Origin of the sequence: Xanthomonas sp. D-36-1 (assembly GCF_017746155.1) — a bacterium.
Classification (GTDB): Bacteria; Pseudomonadota; Gammaproteobacteria; order Xanthomonadales; family Xanthomonadaceae; genus Xanthomonas; species Xanthomonas cissicola.
Genome location: NZ_JAGHWR010000121.1, coordinates 1 through 14,496 on the forward strand (window position 1 = coordinate 1; position 14,496 = coordinate 14,496).

Below are 14,496 nucleotides of genomic sequence, written 5' to 3' on the forward strand. Positions count from 1 at the left end.
CTCCCGCTTGCGGGAGAAGGTGCCCGAAGGGCGGATGAGGGCGCTGGCAGGACCCGTCGTTCCCCAATGCGCTCCACCCAACTTCGCAGAAGGCGCCACCGCCGCCTCCACTAAGGCACCCAGCGATCAGCGCAGCAGCATCGTCTCAGCGCAGCGCACCGGCACCGTCCACATCCACCGCACGCTCCAACCCCACGCCTCAGCCGACGAAATGCTGGTACCCGCGCTGCGGTGGTTGCCAGGGATTGCCTTCGGCGTCGTGCACCACCACACCCGGCGCGGCGACAATCTGGCCGATGCGGGTTGCCGCCACCTTTGCAAATTCCATTGCCTGCGCCACGGCATCGCGATGCTGCGGCGCGGCGGTGAAACACAACTCGTAATCGTCGCCACCGCCGAGTTGCCAACCAAGGCACTGCACCACGTCGATTCCGGCACTGCGCGGCATCGCCGGTAAGGCCGCAAGCACTAGGCGCGCACCCACGCCGCTGCGTTCGCATAGATGTCCCAGATCGGCCAGCAGCCCGTCGGAAATGTCAACGCACGCATGCGCAAGCCCGCGCAGGCGCAGCCCCGCCTGTACACGGGGCTGCGGACGCAGCAGGCGGCCGCGCCAGCGCTCGTGCAATGGGTCGGTAGCCGCGCAGGTCACATCCAGCTGGCCGGCCTGCCACAACGCCAACGCGGCGGCCGCTTCACCCGGCGTACCGGTCACCCACACGTCATCGCCAACGCGTGCACCATCGCGCCGCAATGCTGCGCCCGGCGGCAGGCTGCCGATCGCAGTCACCGCGCACGACAACGGCCCGCGCGTGGTGTCGCCACCGACCAGCACGATCTCGTGCGCATCAGCCAGCGCGAAGAAGCCATCGGCAAACCCATCCACCCATGCCGCATCGTCGTGCGGCAACGACAACGACAAGGTGCACCAACGCGGTTGCGCGCCCATCGCCGCCAGATCGGAGAGATTGACAGCCAGCGTCTTCCAGCCCAGATCGTCAGCGCGCGTCTCGTGCGGAAAATGCACGCCGGCATTGAGCGTATCGGCGGTGATCGCCAACTGCTCGCCGGCCGGCGGCTGCAGCAATGCTGCATCGTCGCCAATGCCCAACGGCACGTCGGCACGCGCTGCAATGCGCGCACGCAGACGGGCAATTAGATCGAATTCGGGCATTTGAAGGGCTGGAATTGGGGATTGGGCATTCGGGATTCGTAGCAGCGGGCTTTGCAAGATGCGGCAGGATGGCTGACTAGCTGCACCATCGAACGATATGCAGCGCGGGCATGGCCGCTCACCCAACGGTCGAGTCGCTCAAGTGCGGACGGTTGCACCGCGCATCGGCAGGACCGTCAATCTCTGCAAATCCCGAATCACGAATGCCCAATCTCGGCGCTTCAGGCGCCCGACTCCACCTTGCGCCACTCCACCGCGGCGCGGTCCAGCACCCCGTTGACATAGGTGTGGCCGTGCTCGGAGCCGAAGCGCTTGGCGGTTTCGATCGCTTCGTTGATCACCACGCGGTACGGCACATCCTGGCGGTACAGCAATTCGTAGGCGGCCAGGCGCAGCACGGCGCGTTCGATCGCATCGACCTCTTCCACGCTGCGATCCAGGTACGGCGTCAGTGCGGTATCCAGCTCGGCGCGGTTGCTCAGCACGCCCTCCACCAGGTTCTCGAAGTAGGCCAGATCGGCCACTTCGTGCGCCTGCTCGTGCGCGAACTGGGCGATCACCTGCTTGGCGAAGCCGCCGGAGATCTGCCAGGCATAGACCGCCTGCAAGGCGCGCCGACGTGCGCGCGAGCGCAGCACCGGGTCGATACCGTCGCGACGGCCGTGGCGCGAATGCCCACCGGGCTTGCTCATGGCAGCAACTCCATCAAATTCACCAGTTCCAGCGCTGCAAGCGCGCATTCCTCGCCCTTATTGCCGTGGCTACCGCCAGCACGGGCTTCGGCATCTTCCACGCGCTCGACCGCCAGCACGCCATTGAGCACCGGCACGCCGGTCTGCAGCTGCACGCTCATCAGGCCTTCGGCACACAGGTCGGCCACGTGCTCGTAATGGCGTGTATCGCCACGAATCACGCAGCCCAGCGCGATGATCGCGCCGTGCTGACCGGACTGCGCCACGCGATTGGCGGCGATCGGGATCTCCCAGGCGCCCGGCACGCGGATCACGTCGATGGCGTCTTCGCCGATGCCGTTGCCGGCCAGGCTCTGGCGCGCGCCGGCAACCAGCACGTCGGTGATACGGGCATTCCAGCGGCTGGCGATGATCGCAAAGCGCGCGGTGGTGGGGCGAAGATCGCCTTCGTAGTGGGTCATGCGGGTCGGCAACTCGAGGGGGCGGGAAGTTTAACAGCTGCCGGGCCCAGGCCTGGCCGACGCGTGTGAGGCGGGTCGGCCAAAGCAGACCCGGCCATGCGCGTCAACAACACAGGCCATGGCCATTGGCCGAAGTTATTGAGGACATCGCCCAGCGCCACCTGGCTCTTGCGCCTGCGCAGCCAGCCGGCGCAGGCCATGGCCCGATTGGTAGCCGACACCAGGCCACTGCGTTGCCGGCACACGCACCGCGTTGCTGACGGCTGCGCCCCGTCAGCAACGCAACAGTCGAGACCACCGCGACCGGCCAAGTGATTGCGGCAACCGCTCGCAACCATCTCAGGGAACGGCAGACGGCGGCACCGCGCGCGCGCCTTCACCGGCGTGGCACTCCAAATACTCGACCACCTCCAGCCCGAATCCGGCCAACCCCACCTGGCGCCGGGGGGTACCCAGCACGCGCAACTTGCCCAGGCCGAGGTCGGCCAGGATCTGCGCACCGGCGCCGTTGCGCCGCCACTGACTCACGTCCTTGGCATTGGCGGCGGCTTCGGGCTGCTGGCGCAGCCGTGCCAGCAGCGATTCGCTGTCGCGTGGCGCCGACAGCACCACCATCACGCCCTGCCCCTCGGCGGCGATCGCGCGCAAGGCGTCGGTGGCTGCCACGCCGAAGTCATCGCGTTGCCAGTGCAGCAGGTCGGCCAATGGGTTTTCCACCTGTACGCGCACCAGCGTCGGCGTCTGCGGATCGGCGCGACCGCGCAACAGCGCAAAGTGCAGGTCGTGCGCGATGCGGTCGCGGTAGGTCACCAGCTTGAACGGACCGAATTCGGTGGTGATCTCGCGTTCGTCCACGCGCTCGACGGTGTGCTCGTTGGCAAGCCGATATGCGATCAGGTCGGCGATCGAGCCCATCTTCAGCCCATGCTCGCGCGCGAACACTTCCAGCTGCGGGCGACGCGCCATGCTGCCGTCCGGGTTGAGCACTTCCACCAGCACACCGGCCGGTTCCAGCCCGGCCAGCATCGGCAGATCGCTGGCCGCTTCGGTGTGGCCGGCGCGGGTCAGCACGCCACCGGGCTGGGAGATCAACGGGAAGATATGCCCGGGCTGGCTCAAATCCTGTGGCCGCGCATCCGGACGGACTGCGGTGCGCACGGTGTGTGCGCGGTCGTAGGCCGAAATGCCGGTGGTCACCCCTTCGGCCGCTTCGATGCTGACAGTGAAGTTGGTCTGGAACTGCGCGGTGTTGTTGCGCACCATCGGCGCCAGACCCAGCTGCGCGCAGCGCTCGCGGGTCAGCGACAGGCACACCAGCCCGCGCGCGTGGGTAACCATGAAGTTGATGTCCGACGGCTTCACCAACTCGGCGGCCATGATCAGATCGCCTTCGTTTTCGCGGTCTTCGTCATCGACGATGACCACCATGCGTCCGGCGCGCAGTTCTTCGATCAGTTCCGGAACGGGTGCGAAATTCATGCTGCCCCCCGCGTGCCGAGCAGGCGTTCCACATAGCGCGCCACCAGATCGATTTCCAGGTTCACCGCCGCACCGACCGCAGTCTGCGCAAACGCGGTGTGGGCCACGGTGTGCGGAATCAACGCGACCTCGAAGCCGTCTTGGTCTACGTCATTGACGGTGAGGCTCACGCCGTCCACGCAAATCGAGCCCTTCTTGGCCACATAGCGCAACACCGACGCCGGCGCGGCAAACCGCCAGCGCTGCGCACGCGCATCGTCATGGATCGACTGCACCTGGCCCAGGCCATCCACATGCCCGCTGACCAGGTGCCCGCCAAGCCGATCGGTGGGTCGCATCGCGCGTTCCAGATTGAGCAATGCGCCCTCCGGCAACGCGCCCAGGGTGGTCAGCGACAGCGTCTCGGTCGAGGCATCGGCCTGAAAACTGGCCGCGTCGAATGCGATCACGGTCAGGCACACGCCATTGACCGCGATGCTTTCGCCCAACTGGACAGAGTCGAACGGCAGCGTGCCGGTGGCGAAGGTGAAACGCACATCGCCGCCCTGCGGCTGTCGCGCGGCCAGCTGGCCGACGCCTTCGATGATGCCGGTGAACATCAGCGTGCCCCCGCTTGCAGCAGCAAGGCTGCCGTGGTGGAGCGCTGGAAGGCCGCGGCGCAGCGCGGCAGGTGGTGCATGGACATTAGTCGTTTCTCGCAGGAGTTGAGCGAAAAACGCCGCAAGGCAAAGCAAACAGGCGCGCGCGCAGCCGCAAGGCTGCGCGGTGGCCGTCTTCTTTCATCCGGACTATACCGTCGGCTCCGGCATCGGACCGGATCTGCTGACCTTGCGCAGCAGGAGTTTGGCGTTAGTCCGCTCAACCCTGGAGTGCAAGCGCTCGCGGGCTCGCATGCTTGCGCATGCCTACCGCCGGTGGGGAATCGCACCCCGCCCTGAAGACGTTCGTGAGTACCGGCGAACCGGCGCGCAAAGTTTAACAGGGCACATCGGCGCGATGGCCGAGTGTGGGCGACGTCTGACAGGACACTGCGTCATGTCGGGAAATCCCCCATAGCCAGGATTGTGAAGGATCTGTTAATTTACGCGCCGCGACGGGAGACGTCGTTCTTTCCACCTCGCAACGGGGTGGAGACACGGACATCAATTCGGAGAGAGACATCCAATGCGTAATACCCTGATCCTGGCTGCCCTGCTGGCTGCCGCACCGTTTGCCGCGTCTGCGGAAGGCCTGAGCTACACCTACGTCGAAGGCGGCTGGAACCGTACCGAAATCAGCGTCAATGGCGATTCGGACGATATCGACGGCGGCTACATGCGCGGTTCCTGGCAGATTGCCCAGCCGGTCTACCTGTTGGCCAGCTATTAGCGCGCCAACAAGGATTACACCCTCGGTGGCGGCTTCGTGCTCGAGGGCACGCTGCAGCAGGCCACGCTGGGTATCGGGTACCGCCAGGAAATGACCGAGCGCGTCGAGTTCACCGCCGACATCAGCGTGTTGCGCGCCAAGGTCGAATCCGACCTGCGCCTGCGCGGCCGTTCGGTCGACGATGCGTCGGATTCGAGCAACCTGGGCTTCGCCAACCTGGGCCTGCGCGGCAAGCCTTCGCCGCGCACCGAAGCCTGGATCAAGGCCGGCTACATCGACGGTAGCGACGTGGACAAGGGTGAGTTTGTCGGCACCCTGGGTGGCCAGGTCAACTTCACCCGCACCTGGGGCCTGGTCGCCGAAGCGCAGTTCGTCGACAACGCCAACCAGTACAAGGTCGGCGTGCGCGCGAGCTTCTGATCGGCGTCGCGCATGAAAAAAGGCCCCGCATGCGGGGCCTTTTTTCATGCGCGCAACGGCACGGCCGCGCAGCGCGCGCCATGCAGCGCTCACCCGGCAACAACCGGCGCATAGCGCAGACGCAGATCCTGACCCAGCTGGCGCACATCCAGCAGCTGCAGCGCCGCACGCTGCGCCATCGTTTCGATGCCAAGGCCAGCGAGCAAGGGCTTGGCGCTGTCGCCCAGCAACACCGGGGCCATGTAGACCAGCAGTTCGTCCACAAGCCCGGCCTGCAGCAGCGCACCACTCAGCGTGGCGCCGCCTTCCACGTGGACTTCGTTGATGCCGCGCTCGGCCAGCAGCGCCAGCACCGCGGCCAGATCGAAACGTCCAGCATGCAACGGCATCGCAAGGAACTGCGCATCGTCCAGCGAAGGTGCGGACACATCCTCGCCATGCAGATACAGCGTCGGCGCATCGCCCTGACGAATGTTCCTGCACGCCAGCGTCCGCAGCCCGGCATCGAGCACCACGCGCAACGGCGGCACGACCGGCGAGTCCTCGCCCATCCGCACCGTCATGGATGGGTCGTCGGCCATCACCGTACCTGCACCGGTCAGGATCGCGCCCGCACGTGCGCGCCAGCGCTGCACATCTGCACGCGCATCGGCACTGGTGATCCATTTGGATTCGCCGCTGGCCAGCGCGGTACGTCCGTCCAGGCTGGCGCCAAGTTTGACCCGCAACCACGGCCGCCCACGCTCCACCCGCGACAGAAATCCCCGGTTGAGCGTGCGCGCCTGCGCCTGCATCACGCCGCTCAGCACATCGATCCCGGCCTCGCGCAGCAACGCGAAACCGCCGCCATTGACCTGCGGAAACGGGTCGGCCATCGCCGCGACCACACGCATCACGCCTGCCTCGATCAAGGCCAGCGCACACGGCGGCGTGCGTCCGTAATGCGCGCACGGCTCCAGCGTTACATACGCGGTGGCACCGCGCGCCAACTCACCCGCTGCACGCAGCGCGAAGACTTCGGCATGCGGGCCGCCGGCACGTTGATGAAAGCCCTCGCCCACGCAGACGCCATCGCGCACGATCACGCAGCCCACCATCGGATTGGGGCGGGTGGTGTAGGCGCCGCGCTCGGCCAGACGCAACGCCTGCGCCATCCAGCGATGGTCGTCGGCACTGCCGATCGTTGCGGCCTTACTCATTGCGTCACCACTCCCGGCGCAATGCGCATCACCACGATCTGCATCGGGCCCAGCAGGAACTCGGTATGTGTCTGCCATCCCAGGCGCTGGTAGAACGGCGCCAATCCCGGCTGGCAATACAGGTAGAGCAGCGACACGCCCAGCTGCGCGGCGGCCTGCACACAGTGCGCCACCAACGCCTCGCCGATGCCCTGCCCGCGCGCTTGCGGCTGCACATACAACGACGCCAACCAAGGCGACCATTGCCGAATGCGTGCATCATCGTTTTCGAGCAGGCTCACCGAGCCCAGCCACTGCGTCTGATCCAGCGCCACCCAGGTCGTCGGAATGACCCCATCGCGCGCATGGCTGCGCAACTCGCTCAGCGCCTCATCGATGTTCCACTCCGGCAACAGCGCGCCAAAGGCCTGTAGATGCGCCTGCGCAATCGCAGGCAGGTACTGCGGCGTTTGCGCAACGCAGGCGATGCGCACCGCGCTCATCGCTTGCCGGGTTTGCCGGCGCGTTCCAATGCCGCTTCCAGCAGCGGCAGTTGTTCGCTGCCGACCGGCAGTTCGCGTTCGAGCTTTTCGATTTCCTCGCGGAAGTCGGCCACGTCCTGAAAACTGCGATACACCGAGGCAAAGCGCACATAGCCGACATGATCGAGCTTGCGCAGCTCCACCATCACGTATTCGCCTACCCGCAGCGAACCCACTTCGCGCTCGCCGGACATGCGTAGCTGGTGCACCACCGCACGCACCGCCGCTTCGATCTGCTCTTCGGCCACCGGCCGCTTTTGCAGCGCGCGGTCGAAGCTGGTGCGCAGCTTGCGTGCATCGAACGCCTCGCGCCCACCATCGCTCTTGACCACGGTGGGCAGCTTGAGCTCGATCGTTTCCAACGTACTGAATCGCTCGCCGCACGCCTCGCACTCGCGACGCCGACGGATCGTCGTGCCGTCTTCGGACACCCGCGAATCGATCACGCGGGTGTCGTTGTGCTGGCAGAAGGGGCAATGCATCAGACGTCCGGGATTTGGGATTGGGGATTGGGGATTGGCAATAGCACAAGCAAGGACGCGCCGTTAGCGCATCCCGAATCCCGAATCACCAATCCCGGCACCTTAGCCATACACCGGATAGCGCTTGCACTGCGCAGTCACCGCATCACGCACCTTCGCCAGCACGGCGTCGTCGGTTGGCGCGTCGAGCACGTCCGCGATCCAGTTGGCCAGATCGATGCTGTCCTGTTCCTGGTAACCGCGCGTGGTGATCGCCGGGGTGCCCAGGCGCAGACCGGAGGTGACGAACGGCGAGCGCGGGTCGTTGGGGACTGAATTCTTGTTGACGGTGATGTGCGCCTTGCCAAGCGCAGCTTCGGCGTCCTTGCCGGAGACATCGCGACCGATCATGTCCACCAGCATCAGATGGTTCTCGGTGCCGCCGGAGACGATCTTGTAGCCGCGCGCGATCAGCGTATTGGCCATCGCCTGGGCGTTCTTGACCACTTGTTGCTGATAGGTCTTGAACGCCGGTTCCAGCGCCTCCTTGAACGCCACCGCCTTGGCCGCGATGACATGCATCAGCGGGCCGCCCTGGATGCCGGGGAACACGATCGACTGCAGCTTTTTCTGCAGCTCTTCGCTGGCGCCCTTGGCCACGATGATGCCGCCACGCGGGCCACGCAGCGTCTTGTGCGTGGTCGAGGTGACCACGTGCGCGTGTTCCATCGGGCTGGGATACACCCCGGCGGCGACCAGGCCGGCGATGTGAGCCATGTCCACGAACAGGTAGGCACCGACGCTGTCGGCGATGGCGCGGAAGCGGGCCCAGTCGATCTTCTGCGAATAGGCAGAGAAACCGGCCACCACCATCTTCGGCTTGTGCTCGGTCGCAAGACGCTGCACCTCGTCGTAATCGATCAGGCCCTGCTCGTTGACGCCATACTGCACCGCGTTGAACAGCTTGCCGGAGACGTTGACCTTTGCGCCGTGGGTCAGGTGGCCGCCATGCGCCAGGCTCATGCCCAGGATGGTGTCGCCCGGCTGCAGCAGTGCCAGATACACCGCCTGATTGGCCTGCGAACCGCTGTGCGGCTGGACGTTCGCGTAATCGGCGCCAAATACCTGCTTGATGCGCTCGATCGCCAGTTGTTCGGCAATGTCCACGAACTCGCAGCCGCCGTAGTAGCGCTTGCCCGGATAGCCTTCGGCGTACTTGTTGGTCAGCTGGCTGCCCTGCGCTTCCATCACCAGCGGGCTGCAGTAGTTTTCGCTGGCGATCAGCTCGACGTGATCCTCCTGGCGGCCGGCTTCAGCAGCGATGGCCTTGGCCAGTTCGGGGTCGTAGGTTTCCAGTCGGACATCGCGCGAGAACATTCGAAGCTCCGGGGCAGCTGTTGGCCAGTAGGGTCGCCGATTGTAAGCCCCTGCCGCACGGGTGACCAACCGCGCCGCCAGCACGGCCCGTGCACCCATACCGCGCACATGACAAAGGCGCACCCGAAGATGCGCCTTTGCGTGATGACTGCCCCGACGGCCGGTCGCGGCCGGGAATGAACCGGTGGCCGCGCCGAGTTAGTTGTTGAGCACCAGGTCGGCAATGATGCCGGTGGCGATAGCCACCAACAGCAGATTGCCGCGGTCGTCGCGCTGCCAGCGGTAGCCGTACGGCGGGCGGCGCAGGTCGTAGCGGTCGTAATCGTTCACCACATAGACCGGACCGTGGTAGCGCTGACCACGGGCCCAGTACGGACGCGGCGGCGGGCCGGCGCGGTAGTACGCGGGGCGGTCGTAGACATAGACACGATTGCGGTCGTAGCGGCGGTCCTGGTAGCGGGCATCGCGGTAGCCCTCGCGATAGTCATTGCTGTAGTAGGGGCGGTCCTGGCGCCACTCGCGACGGTCGTCACGGCGGGCGTCGCGCCAGTCCCTTCGATGGTCGGGGCCATGGTGGCGATCAAAGCCGCGGCGATCGTGGTCGCGGTCCCAATCCCCGGCGAACGCAGCAGGTGCGAAGGCACCCAGCGCCAGGATGGAGGAAAGCACAACGGTAACGATGCGTTTGCGGTTCATGACAGTTCCTGTTCGCGGTGTCGTAATTTCATTAAGGGGCGGACCGCCTTAACGCATTCTTGCTGGAATCGATTACGAAAAAGCCTATTCAGGTCGAAAGTAAGGTGCCGTTTAACTGCAGGGGCGCTGCCGCGACCCAAGCCACTTGCCCGTATAATTGGCGCAACCCCTTTTCCGCTGCCTCCGGCCTCGGCCGGCGGGCTGCCTGCGTCCACGGAGCCCCCATGTCGCAATACATCTACACCATGAACCGCGTCAGCAAGGTGGTCCCACCCAAGCGGCAGATCATCAAGGACATCTCGCTGAGCTTCTTCCCGGGCGCCAAGATCGGCCTGCTGGGCCTGAACGGCGCGGGCAAGTCCACAGTACTGAAGATCATGGCCGGCGTGGACACCGACTTCGAAGGCGAGGCACGCCCGCAGCCGGGCATCAAGGTCGGCTACCTGGCGCAAGAACCGCAGCTCAATCCCGAGCACACCGTGCGCGAGGCGGTGGAAGAAGGCGTGGGCGACGTGCTGCAGGCCCAGGCCGCGCTGGATGCGGTGTATCTGGCCTATGCCGAGGAAGGCGCCGATTTCGACGCGCTGGCCAAGGAACAGGAACGCCTGGAAGCGATCCTGGCCGCCGGCGATGCGCACACCCTGGAAAACCAGCTGGACGTGGCCGCCGATGCGCTGCGCCTGCCGCCGTGGGACGCCATCGTCGGCAAGCTCTCCGGTGGCGAAAAGCGTCGCGTGGCGCTGTGCCGGCTGCTGCTGCAAAAGCCGGACATGCTGCTGCTCGACGAACCCACCAACCACCTGGACGCCGAGTCGGTGGAATGGCTGGAGCAGTTTCTGGCGCGCTACACCGGCACCGTGGTGGCGGTGACGCATGATCGCTACTTCCTGGACAACGCCGCCGAGTGGATTCTGGAACTGGACCGCGGCCGCGGCATTCCGTGGAAGGGCAACTACACCGACTGGCTGACCCAGAAGGACGAGCGCCTCAAGCACGAAGACAACCAGGAGAAGTCCCGCCAGAAGGCGATCCAGAAGGAACTGGAATGGTCGCGCCAGAACGCCAAGGGCGGCCGCACCAAGGGCAAGGCACGTCTGGCCCGCCTGGAAGAGCTGCAATCGGTCGATTACCAGAAGCGCAACGAAACCAACGAGATCTTCATCCCGCCGGGCGAACGCCTGGGCAACGCGGTGATGGAGTTCAAGAACGTGTCCAAGAAGTTCGGCGACCGCCTGTTGATCGACAACCTGTCGATGATCGTGCCGCCGGGCGCCATCGTCGGCATCATCGGCCCCAACGGTGCCGGCAAGTCGACCCTGTTCAAGATGATTACCGGCCAAGAAAAGCCGGACTCCGGCGAGATCGTGGTCGGACCGACCGTGCAGCTGTCGTACGTGGACCAGAGCCGCGACGCGCTGGAAGGCAACCACAATGTATTCCAGGAAATCGCTGGCGGCCTGGACATCCTCAACATCAACGGCATCGAGATCCAGTCGCGCGCCTACATCGGCCGCTTCAACTTCAAGGGCCAGGACCAGCAGAAGATGGTCGGTTCGCTGTCCGGTGGTGAGCGCGGTCGTCTGCACATGGCCAAGACCCTGCTGCAGGGCGGCAACGTACTGCTGCTCGACGAACCGTCAAACGACCTGGACATCGAAACCCTGCGTGCGCTGGAAGATGCGTTGCTGGAATTCCCTGGCAACACCTTCGTGATCTCGCATGACCGCTGGTTCCTGGACCGCATCGCCACCCACATCCTCGCCTTCGAAGGCGATTCGCACGTGGAGTTCTTCCAGGGCAACTATCGCGAGTATGAAGAAGACAAGCGCCGCCGCATGGGCGACGACGCCGGCCCCAAGCGCCTGCGCTTCAAGGCGTTGAAGTAAGTCGTCGTCGGAGGAGAAAAAAGGGCGCCGAAAGGCGCCTTTTTTTCTGCGACGTCAGCGGACGGGTGCTTGGCTGTTAGCTGATGGCTGCTATCGCCGTCCACCTGCGCCTGTGCAGTCGCCCGTTCGCGCGTCGACGGCATGCTCACTTGCGCTGCACTACCGTGCCGGCGTCATCCATCTGAGCCTTGCACATGCCTGTCAGCTATTCGATCAGCCTGCCCGATCCCAAGCTCGCCCGTGGCAGCGCGCCGTCGGTGAGCTTCACCGCCAATGGCGCCGAAGCCTTTGCCGAGCAATTGCAGGCGGCGCTGCGCGACCCGGCCTGGTTCGATCGTTGGCGCCAACTGCAGGCTGACCCGGACGAGGTGGACCCCAGCCTTGGCATTACCGACCCGGCCGCCACGGTCACCGGCAAGCAGCACGACCTGCACATCGACCTGGTCGCCACCACCAGTCTCCCGGGGGAGCTTTTCAAGCAGCGCATGCAGGCACTGGCAGGCTCGCACTGGCAAATGCGCGACGTTCGCTGAAGCTGCATCGCCACGCGCCCTGCGTGGCAGGCTGGTTACGCCGTCGTCCCTGCGCGGCGTGGCCATCGCCATTTCAGATTCACCGCCAGCGTGCCGACCACGATCAGCGTCAGGCCCAGCCACTGCAGCGGCACCAAGGCGTGGCCGTAGAGCAGGTAATCCAGCAGCAGCGTGACCAACGGGTACACAAACGCCAACACGGCGATCGTGGCCACGTGCAGATGGCGATACGACGAATAGAACAGCACGTACACCACGCCGCTGTGGATCACGCCCAACCCGACCAGCCAGACCCAATGCAGCCCTGGATGCAGCGCCGCACTGCTGGAGAAGCCGGCCAACAGCAGCGTGCCGACCCAGCACTGCACGGTCACGACCGCCAGCGGGCGCTCGCGGCTGATGCGACGCGACATCAGCAGCGATGCGCCGCACAGCAAGGCTGCCAGCAGGGTCAGGGCGATGCCGAGCAGATAGCCGCGATCGACCGCCTGCCACAGCCGCGCCGGATCGGCGGAGCACGCCACCCCGACGAATGCCAGCAGCGTCCAGCCCAGATCCGCGCGCCACGTACGCTCGCCCTGTAAGACCGCCGCCAGGATGAGCATGACGAACGGGAACACGTGATAGTCCATCGTCGCCACGCCGATCGACGAGCGCGCCATGCCGGCGAACAATGCCACCCAGTTGAGCACCAGCAATACTCCGCTGATGGTCGCATCGCGCAGCAATGCGCGCTCCTGCCACAGACCCCGCAACTGGCCGCCGAACACACCGCACACGGTGAGAAACAGCGCACCGAACAGGCAGCGATAGAACACGGCGGTGACTGGGTCCTGGCGGCTTTCATGCACGAACACACCGACCGAGCCGATCAGCACTTCGGCCACCAGCAATTGCCAGACGGCACGGCGCGCTGCGCTGGTAGCCACGGCGACGGCCGCGCTCACAACGCGATCGTCCCATGCAGGTATTGCACTGCGCTGCCGCGCACATAGACATGCGGCCCTTCGACCCGGCAGCCAAGCTCGCCGCCACGCGTTGAAGCTTGCAGCGCGGTCAGCTGCGCTTTGCCCAGGGTCTGCGCCCACAACGGCGCCAATGCCGCATGGATGGAGCCGGTCACTGGATCTTCGGCGCCGCCATTGGCCGGCCAGAAATAACGCGATACGAAATCGTGGCCGCTGCCGGGCGCGGTCACCGCAACATCCCGTGGCGCCAACGCCAGCATGCGCGTCAGATCCGGCACCACCGCGCGCACCTGGCGCTCGTCCGCGTACACCGCGATGTACGCCTGCCGGTTGGCGTAGACCGTCTGCGGCGCGATCGACAAGGCATCGAGCAGGGCCTGCGGTACCGCTGCCACCAAGGCCGGCGCCTGCTTCGGAAAGCGCATCTCGAAGCTGCCGTCGGCGAGCCGTTCCACACCCAGTTCGCCGACCGCGGCCGCACGCAAACGCAGCGGGAACGGTGCGAGTTGCTGGGTGGCGATCACGAACGCGCTGGCCAGCGTCGCGTGACCGCAGAAGCCGACCTCCTTCAGCGGCGAGAACCAGCGGATCGCGAACACGCCATCGGCATCGCGTACAAAGAATGCCGTCTCCGACAGGTTGTTTTCGCTGGCGATGGCCTGCATCAGCGGATCCGGCAACCAGGCCTGCAGCGGCACCACCGCAGCCGGATTGCCCTTGAAGCGGAGCGTGGTGAACGCATCGATGACGAACACGGAAAGCGGCATGACCGGCCTCGCACACAACGGGAACGCCAACACGCGGGCCGGCACAGCAGCAGTGTGCAGCGCTGCCCCTGACCAGTACAGATTCAGATACGCTACAAATCAACCAGTACAGATGAGGCGCCTTCAATGCTCTTGTACGAATCGCTCGCCATGCGGCTGCGCGAGCAGATCGAGCGTGGCACGTTGCGCGCCGGCGAGCGCCTGCCCTCGATCCGGCAGTTGGCCGCCAATCACGGCATCAGCGCGGCCACGGCGGTGCAGGCGTGTCTGCAACTCGAGCGCGAAGGACGCGTACAGGCGCGGCCGCGCGCGGGCTACTTCGTGCGCGCCACGGCCGTTGCATCGCCTGCCGCGCTAGCTGCGCCGCGTCGACGCACGCCTGGCATGGTCGATCATCCGGCATTGCAGCGCGTGCTAGGGAAGGTCTGAACAACGAGACCTGACAGGGCGGAAGGTGGCGTCGTTCCGAAGAGTGGCTTTTGGAACTTCGGAAT

Annotated in this window: 14 protein-coding genes, 2 pseudogenes and 1 riboswitch; of the genes and pseudogenes, 4 read left to right on the top strand and 12 right to left on the bottom strand. The window is 65.6% G+C overall.

Annotated elements, in window-relative coordinates; all coding sequences use genetic code 11:
• Window positions 1-199: 199 nt before the first annotated feature.
• From thiL to J7367_RS21705, 5 genes are all read right to left on the bottom strand, one after another.
• Complete coding sequence (gene thiL, locus J7367_RS21685; protein ID WP_057663144.1) at window positions 200-1,174, bottom strand: thiamine-phosphate kinase; 975 nt, start codon at window positions 1,172-1,174, stop codon at window positions 200-202.
• A gap of 221 nt (window positions 1,175-1,395) precedes the next feature.
• The gene (gene nusB / locus J7367_RS21690; protein ID WP_007968663.1) at window positions 1,396-1,866 is read right to left on the bottom strand and encodes a transcription antitermination factor NusB; all 471 of its coding nucleotides are present in this window, start codon (window positions 1,864-1,866) and stop codon (window positions 1,396-1,398) included.
• Window positions 1,863-2,327, bottom strand: coding sequence for a 6,7-dimethyl-8-ribityllumazine synthase (ribH, locus tag J7367_RS21695; protein WP_003490334.1), 465 nt, complete (start codon window positions 2,325-2,327; stop codon window positions 1,863-1,865). The genes nusB and ribH overlap by 4 nt, the downstream gene beginning before the upstream one ends.
• A 339-nt stretch (window positions 2,328-2,666) precedes the next feature.
• Window positions 2,667-3,806 carry a 3,4-dihydroxy-2-butanone-4-phosphate synthase gene (gene ribB / locus J7367_RS21700; protein WP_022558288.1) on the bottom strand — a complete coding sequence of 380 codons (1,140 nt, stop codon included), beginning with the start codon at window positions 3,804-3,806 and terminating at the stop codon, window positions 2,667-2,669.
• Entirely contained in the window at window positions 3,803-4,405 is a 603-nt protein-coding gene (locus J7367_RS21705) for a riboflavin synthase (RefSeq protein WP_007968659.1), read from the bottom strand. The genes ribB and J7367_RS21705 overlap by 4 nt, the downstream gene beginning before the upstream one ends.
• Window positions 4,406-4,573: 168 nt before the next feature.
• Window positions 4,574-4,752: riboswitch (FMN riboswitch) on the bottom strand.
• Between the two features lie 218 nt (window positions 4,753-4,970).
• Here J7367_RS21705 and J7367_RS21710 point away from each other — a divergent pair.
• A pseudogene (locus tag J7367_RS21710) lies at window positions 4,971-5,594 on the top strand (hypothetical protein).
• Window positions 5,595-5,683: 89 nt separating this feature from the next.
• Here the strand turns inward: J7367_RS21710 and ribD are convergent.
• The 5 genes from ribD to J7367_RS21735 all read right to left on the bottom strand — a co-directional run bounded on the left by ribD (window position 5,684) and on the right by J7367_RS21735 (window position 9,848).
• Window positions 5,684-6,793, bottom strand: coding sequence for a bifunctional diaminohydroxyphosphoribosylaminopyrimidine deaminase/5-amino-6-(5-phosphoribosylamino)uracil reductase RibD (gene ribD, locus J7367_RS21715; RefSeq protein ID WP_057663147.1), 1,110 nt, complete (start codon window positions 6,791-6,793; stop codon window positions 5,684-5,686).
• Window positions 6,790-7,275 carry a GNAT family N-acetyltransferase gene (locus J7367_RS21720; RefSeq protein WP_057663149.1) on the bottom strand — a complete coding sequence of 162 codons (486 nt, stop codon included), beginning with the start codon at window positions 7,273-7,275 and terminating at the stop codon, window positions 6,790-6,792. The genes ribD and J7367_RS21720 overlap by 4 nt, the downstream gene beginning before the upstream one ends.
• A complete protein-coding gene (gene nrdR / locus J7367_RS21725) occupies window positions 7,272-7,796 on the bottom strand; it encodes a transcriptional regulator NrdR (RefSeq protein ID WP_003490311.1) in 525 nt (174 codons plus the stop codon). The genes J7367_RS21720 and nrdR overlap by 4 nt, the downstream gene beginning before the upstream one ends.
• 102 nt (window positions 7,797-7,898) lie before the next feature.
• Complete coding sequence (gene glyA, locus J7367_RS21730; RefSeq protein ID WP_007974096.1) at window positions 7,899-9,152, bottom strand: serine hydroxymethyltransferase; 1,254 nt, start codon at window positions 9,150-9,152, stop codon at window positions 7,899-7,901.
• 198 nt (window positions 9,153-9,350) lie between these two features.
• Window positions 9,351-9,848: an RcnB family protein gene (locus tag J7367_RS21735; RefSeq protein ID WP_057663152.1), complete on the bottom strand. Its 498-nt coding sequence runs from the start codon at window positions 9,846-9,848 to the stop codon at window positions 9,351-9,353.
• Between the two features lie 224 nt (window positions 9,849-10,072).
• Between J7367_RS21735 and ettA the strand changes: the two genes are divergently transcribed.
• Together ettA and J7367_RS21745 are read left to right on the top strand one after the other, a co-directional pair.
• Window positions 10,073-11,734 carry an energy-dependent translational throttle protein EttA gene (ettA, locus tag J7367_RS21740; RefSeq protein WP_057663155.1) on the top strand — a complete coding sequence of 554 codons (1,662 nt, stop codon included), beginning with the start codon at window positions 10,073-10,075 and terminating at the stop codon, window positions 11,732-11,734.
• A 194-nt stretch (window positions 11,735-11,928) separates the two neighbouring features.
• Window positions 11,929-12,267, top strand: coding sequence for a hypothetical protein (locus tag J7367_RS21745; protein WP_007968646.1), 339 nt, complete (start codon window positions 11,929-11,931; stop codon window positions 12,265-12,267).
• A 35-nt stretch (window positions 12,268-12,302) separates the two neighbouring features.
• On the opposite strand, the gene J7367_RS21750 is transcribed toward J7367_RS21745, so the two are convergent.
• Window positions 12,303-13,214, bottom strand: a complete 912-nt coding sequence (locus tag J7367_RS21750; protein WP_057663160.1) for a DMT family transporter — start codon at window positions 13,212-13,214, stop codon at window positions 12,303-12,305.
• Window positions 13,211-14,002 carry a PhzF family phenazine biosynthesis protein gene (locus J7367_RS21755; RefSeq protein WP_057663163.1) on the bottom strand — a complete coding sequence of 264 codons (792 nt, stop codon included), beginning with the start codon at window positions 14,000-14,002 and terminating at the stop codon, window positions 13,211-13,213. The genes J7367_RS21750 and J7367_RS21755 overlap by 4 nt, the downstream gene beginning before the upstream one ends.
• A gap of 126 nt (window positions 14,003-14,128) precedes the next feature.
• Here J7367_RS21755 and J7367_RS21760 point away from each other — a divergent pair.
• Window positions 14,129-14,419 (top strand): annotated as a pseudogene (locus tag J7367_RS21760) (winged helix-turn-helix domain-containing protein); the annotation flags it as partial.
• Window positions 14,420-14,496: the final 77 nt, after the last annotated feature.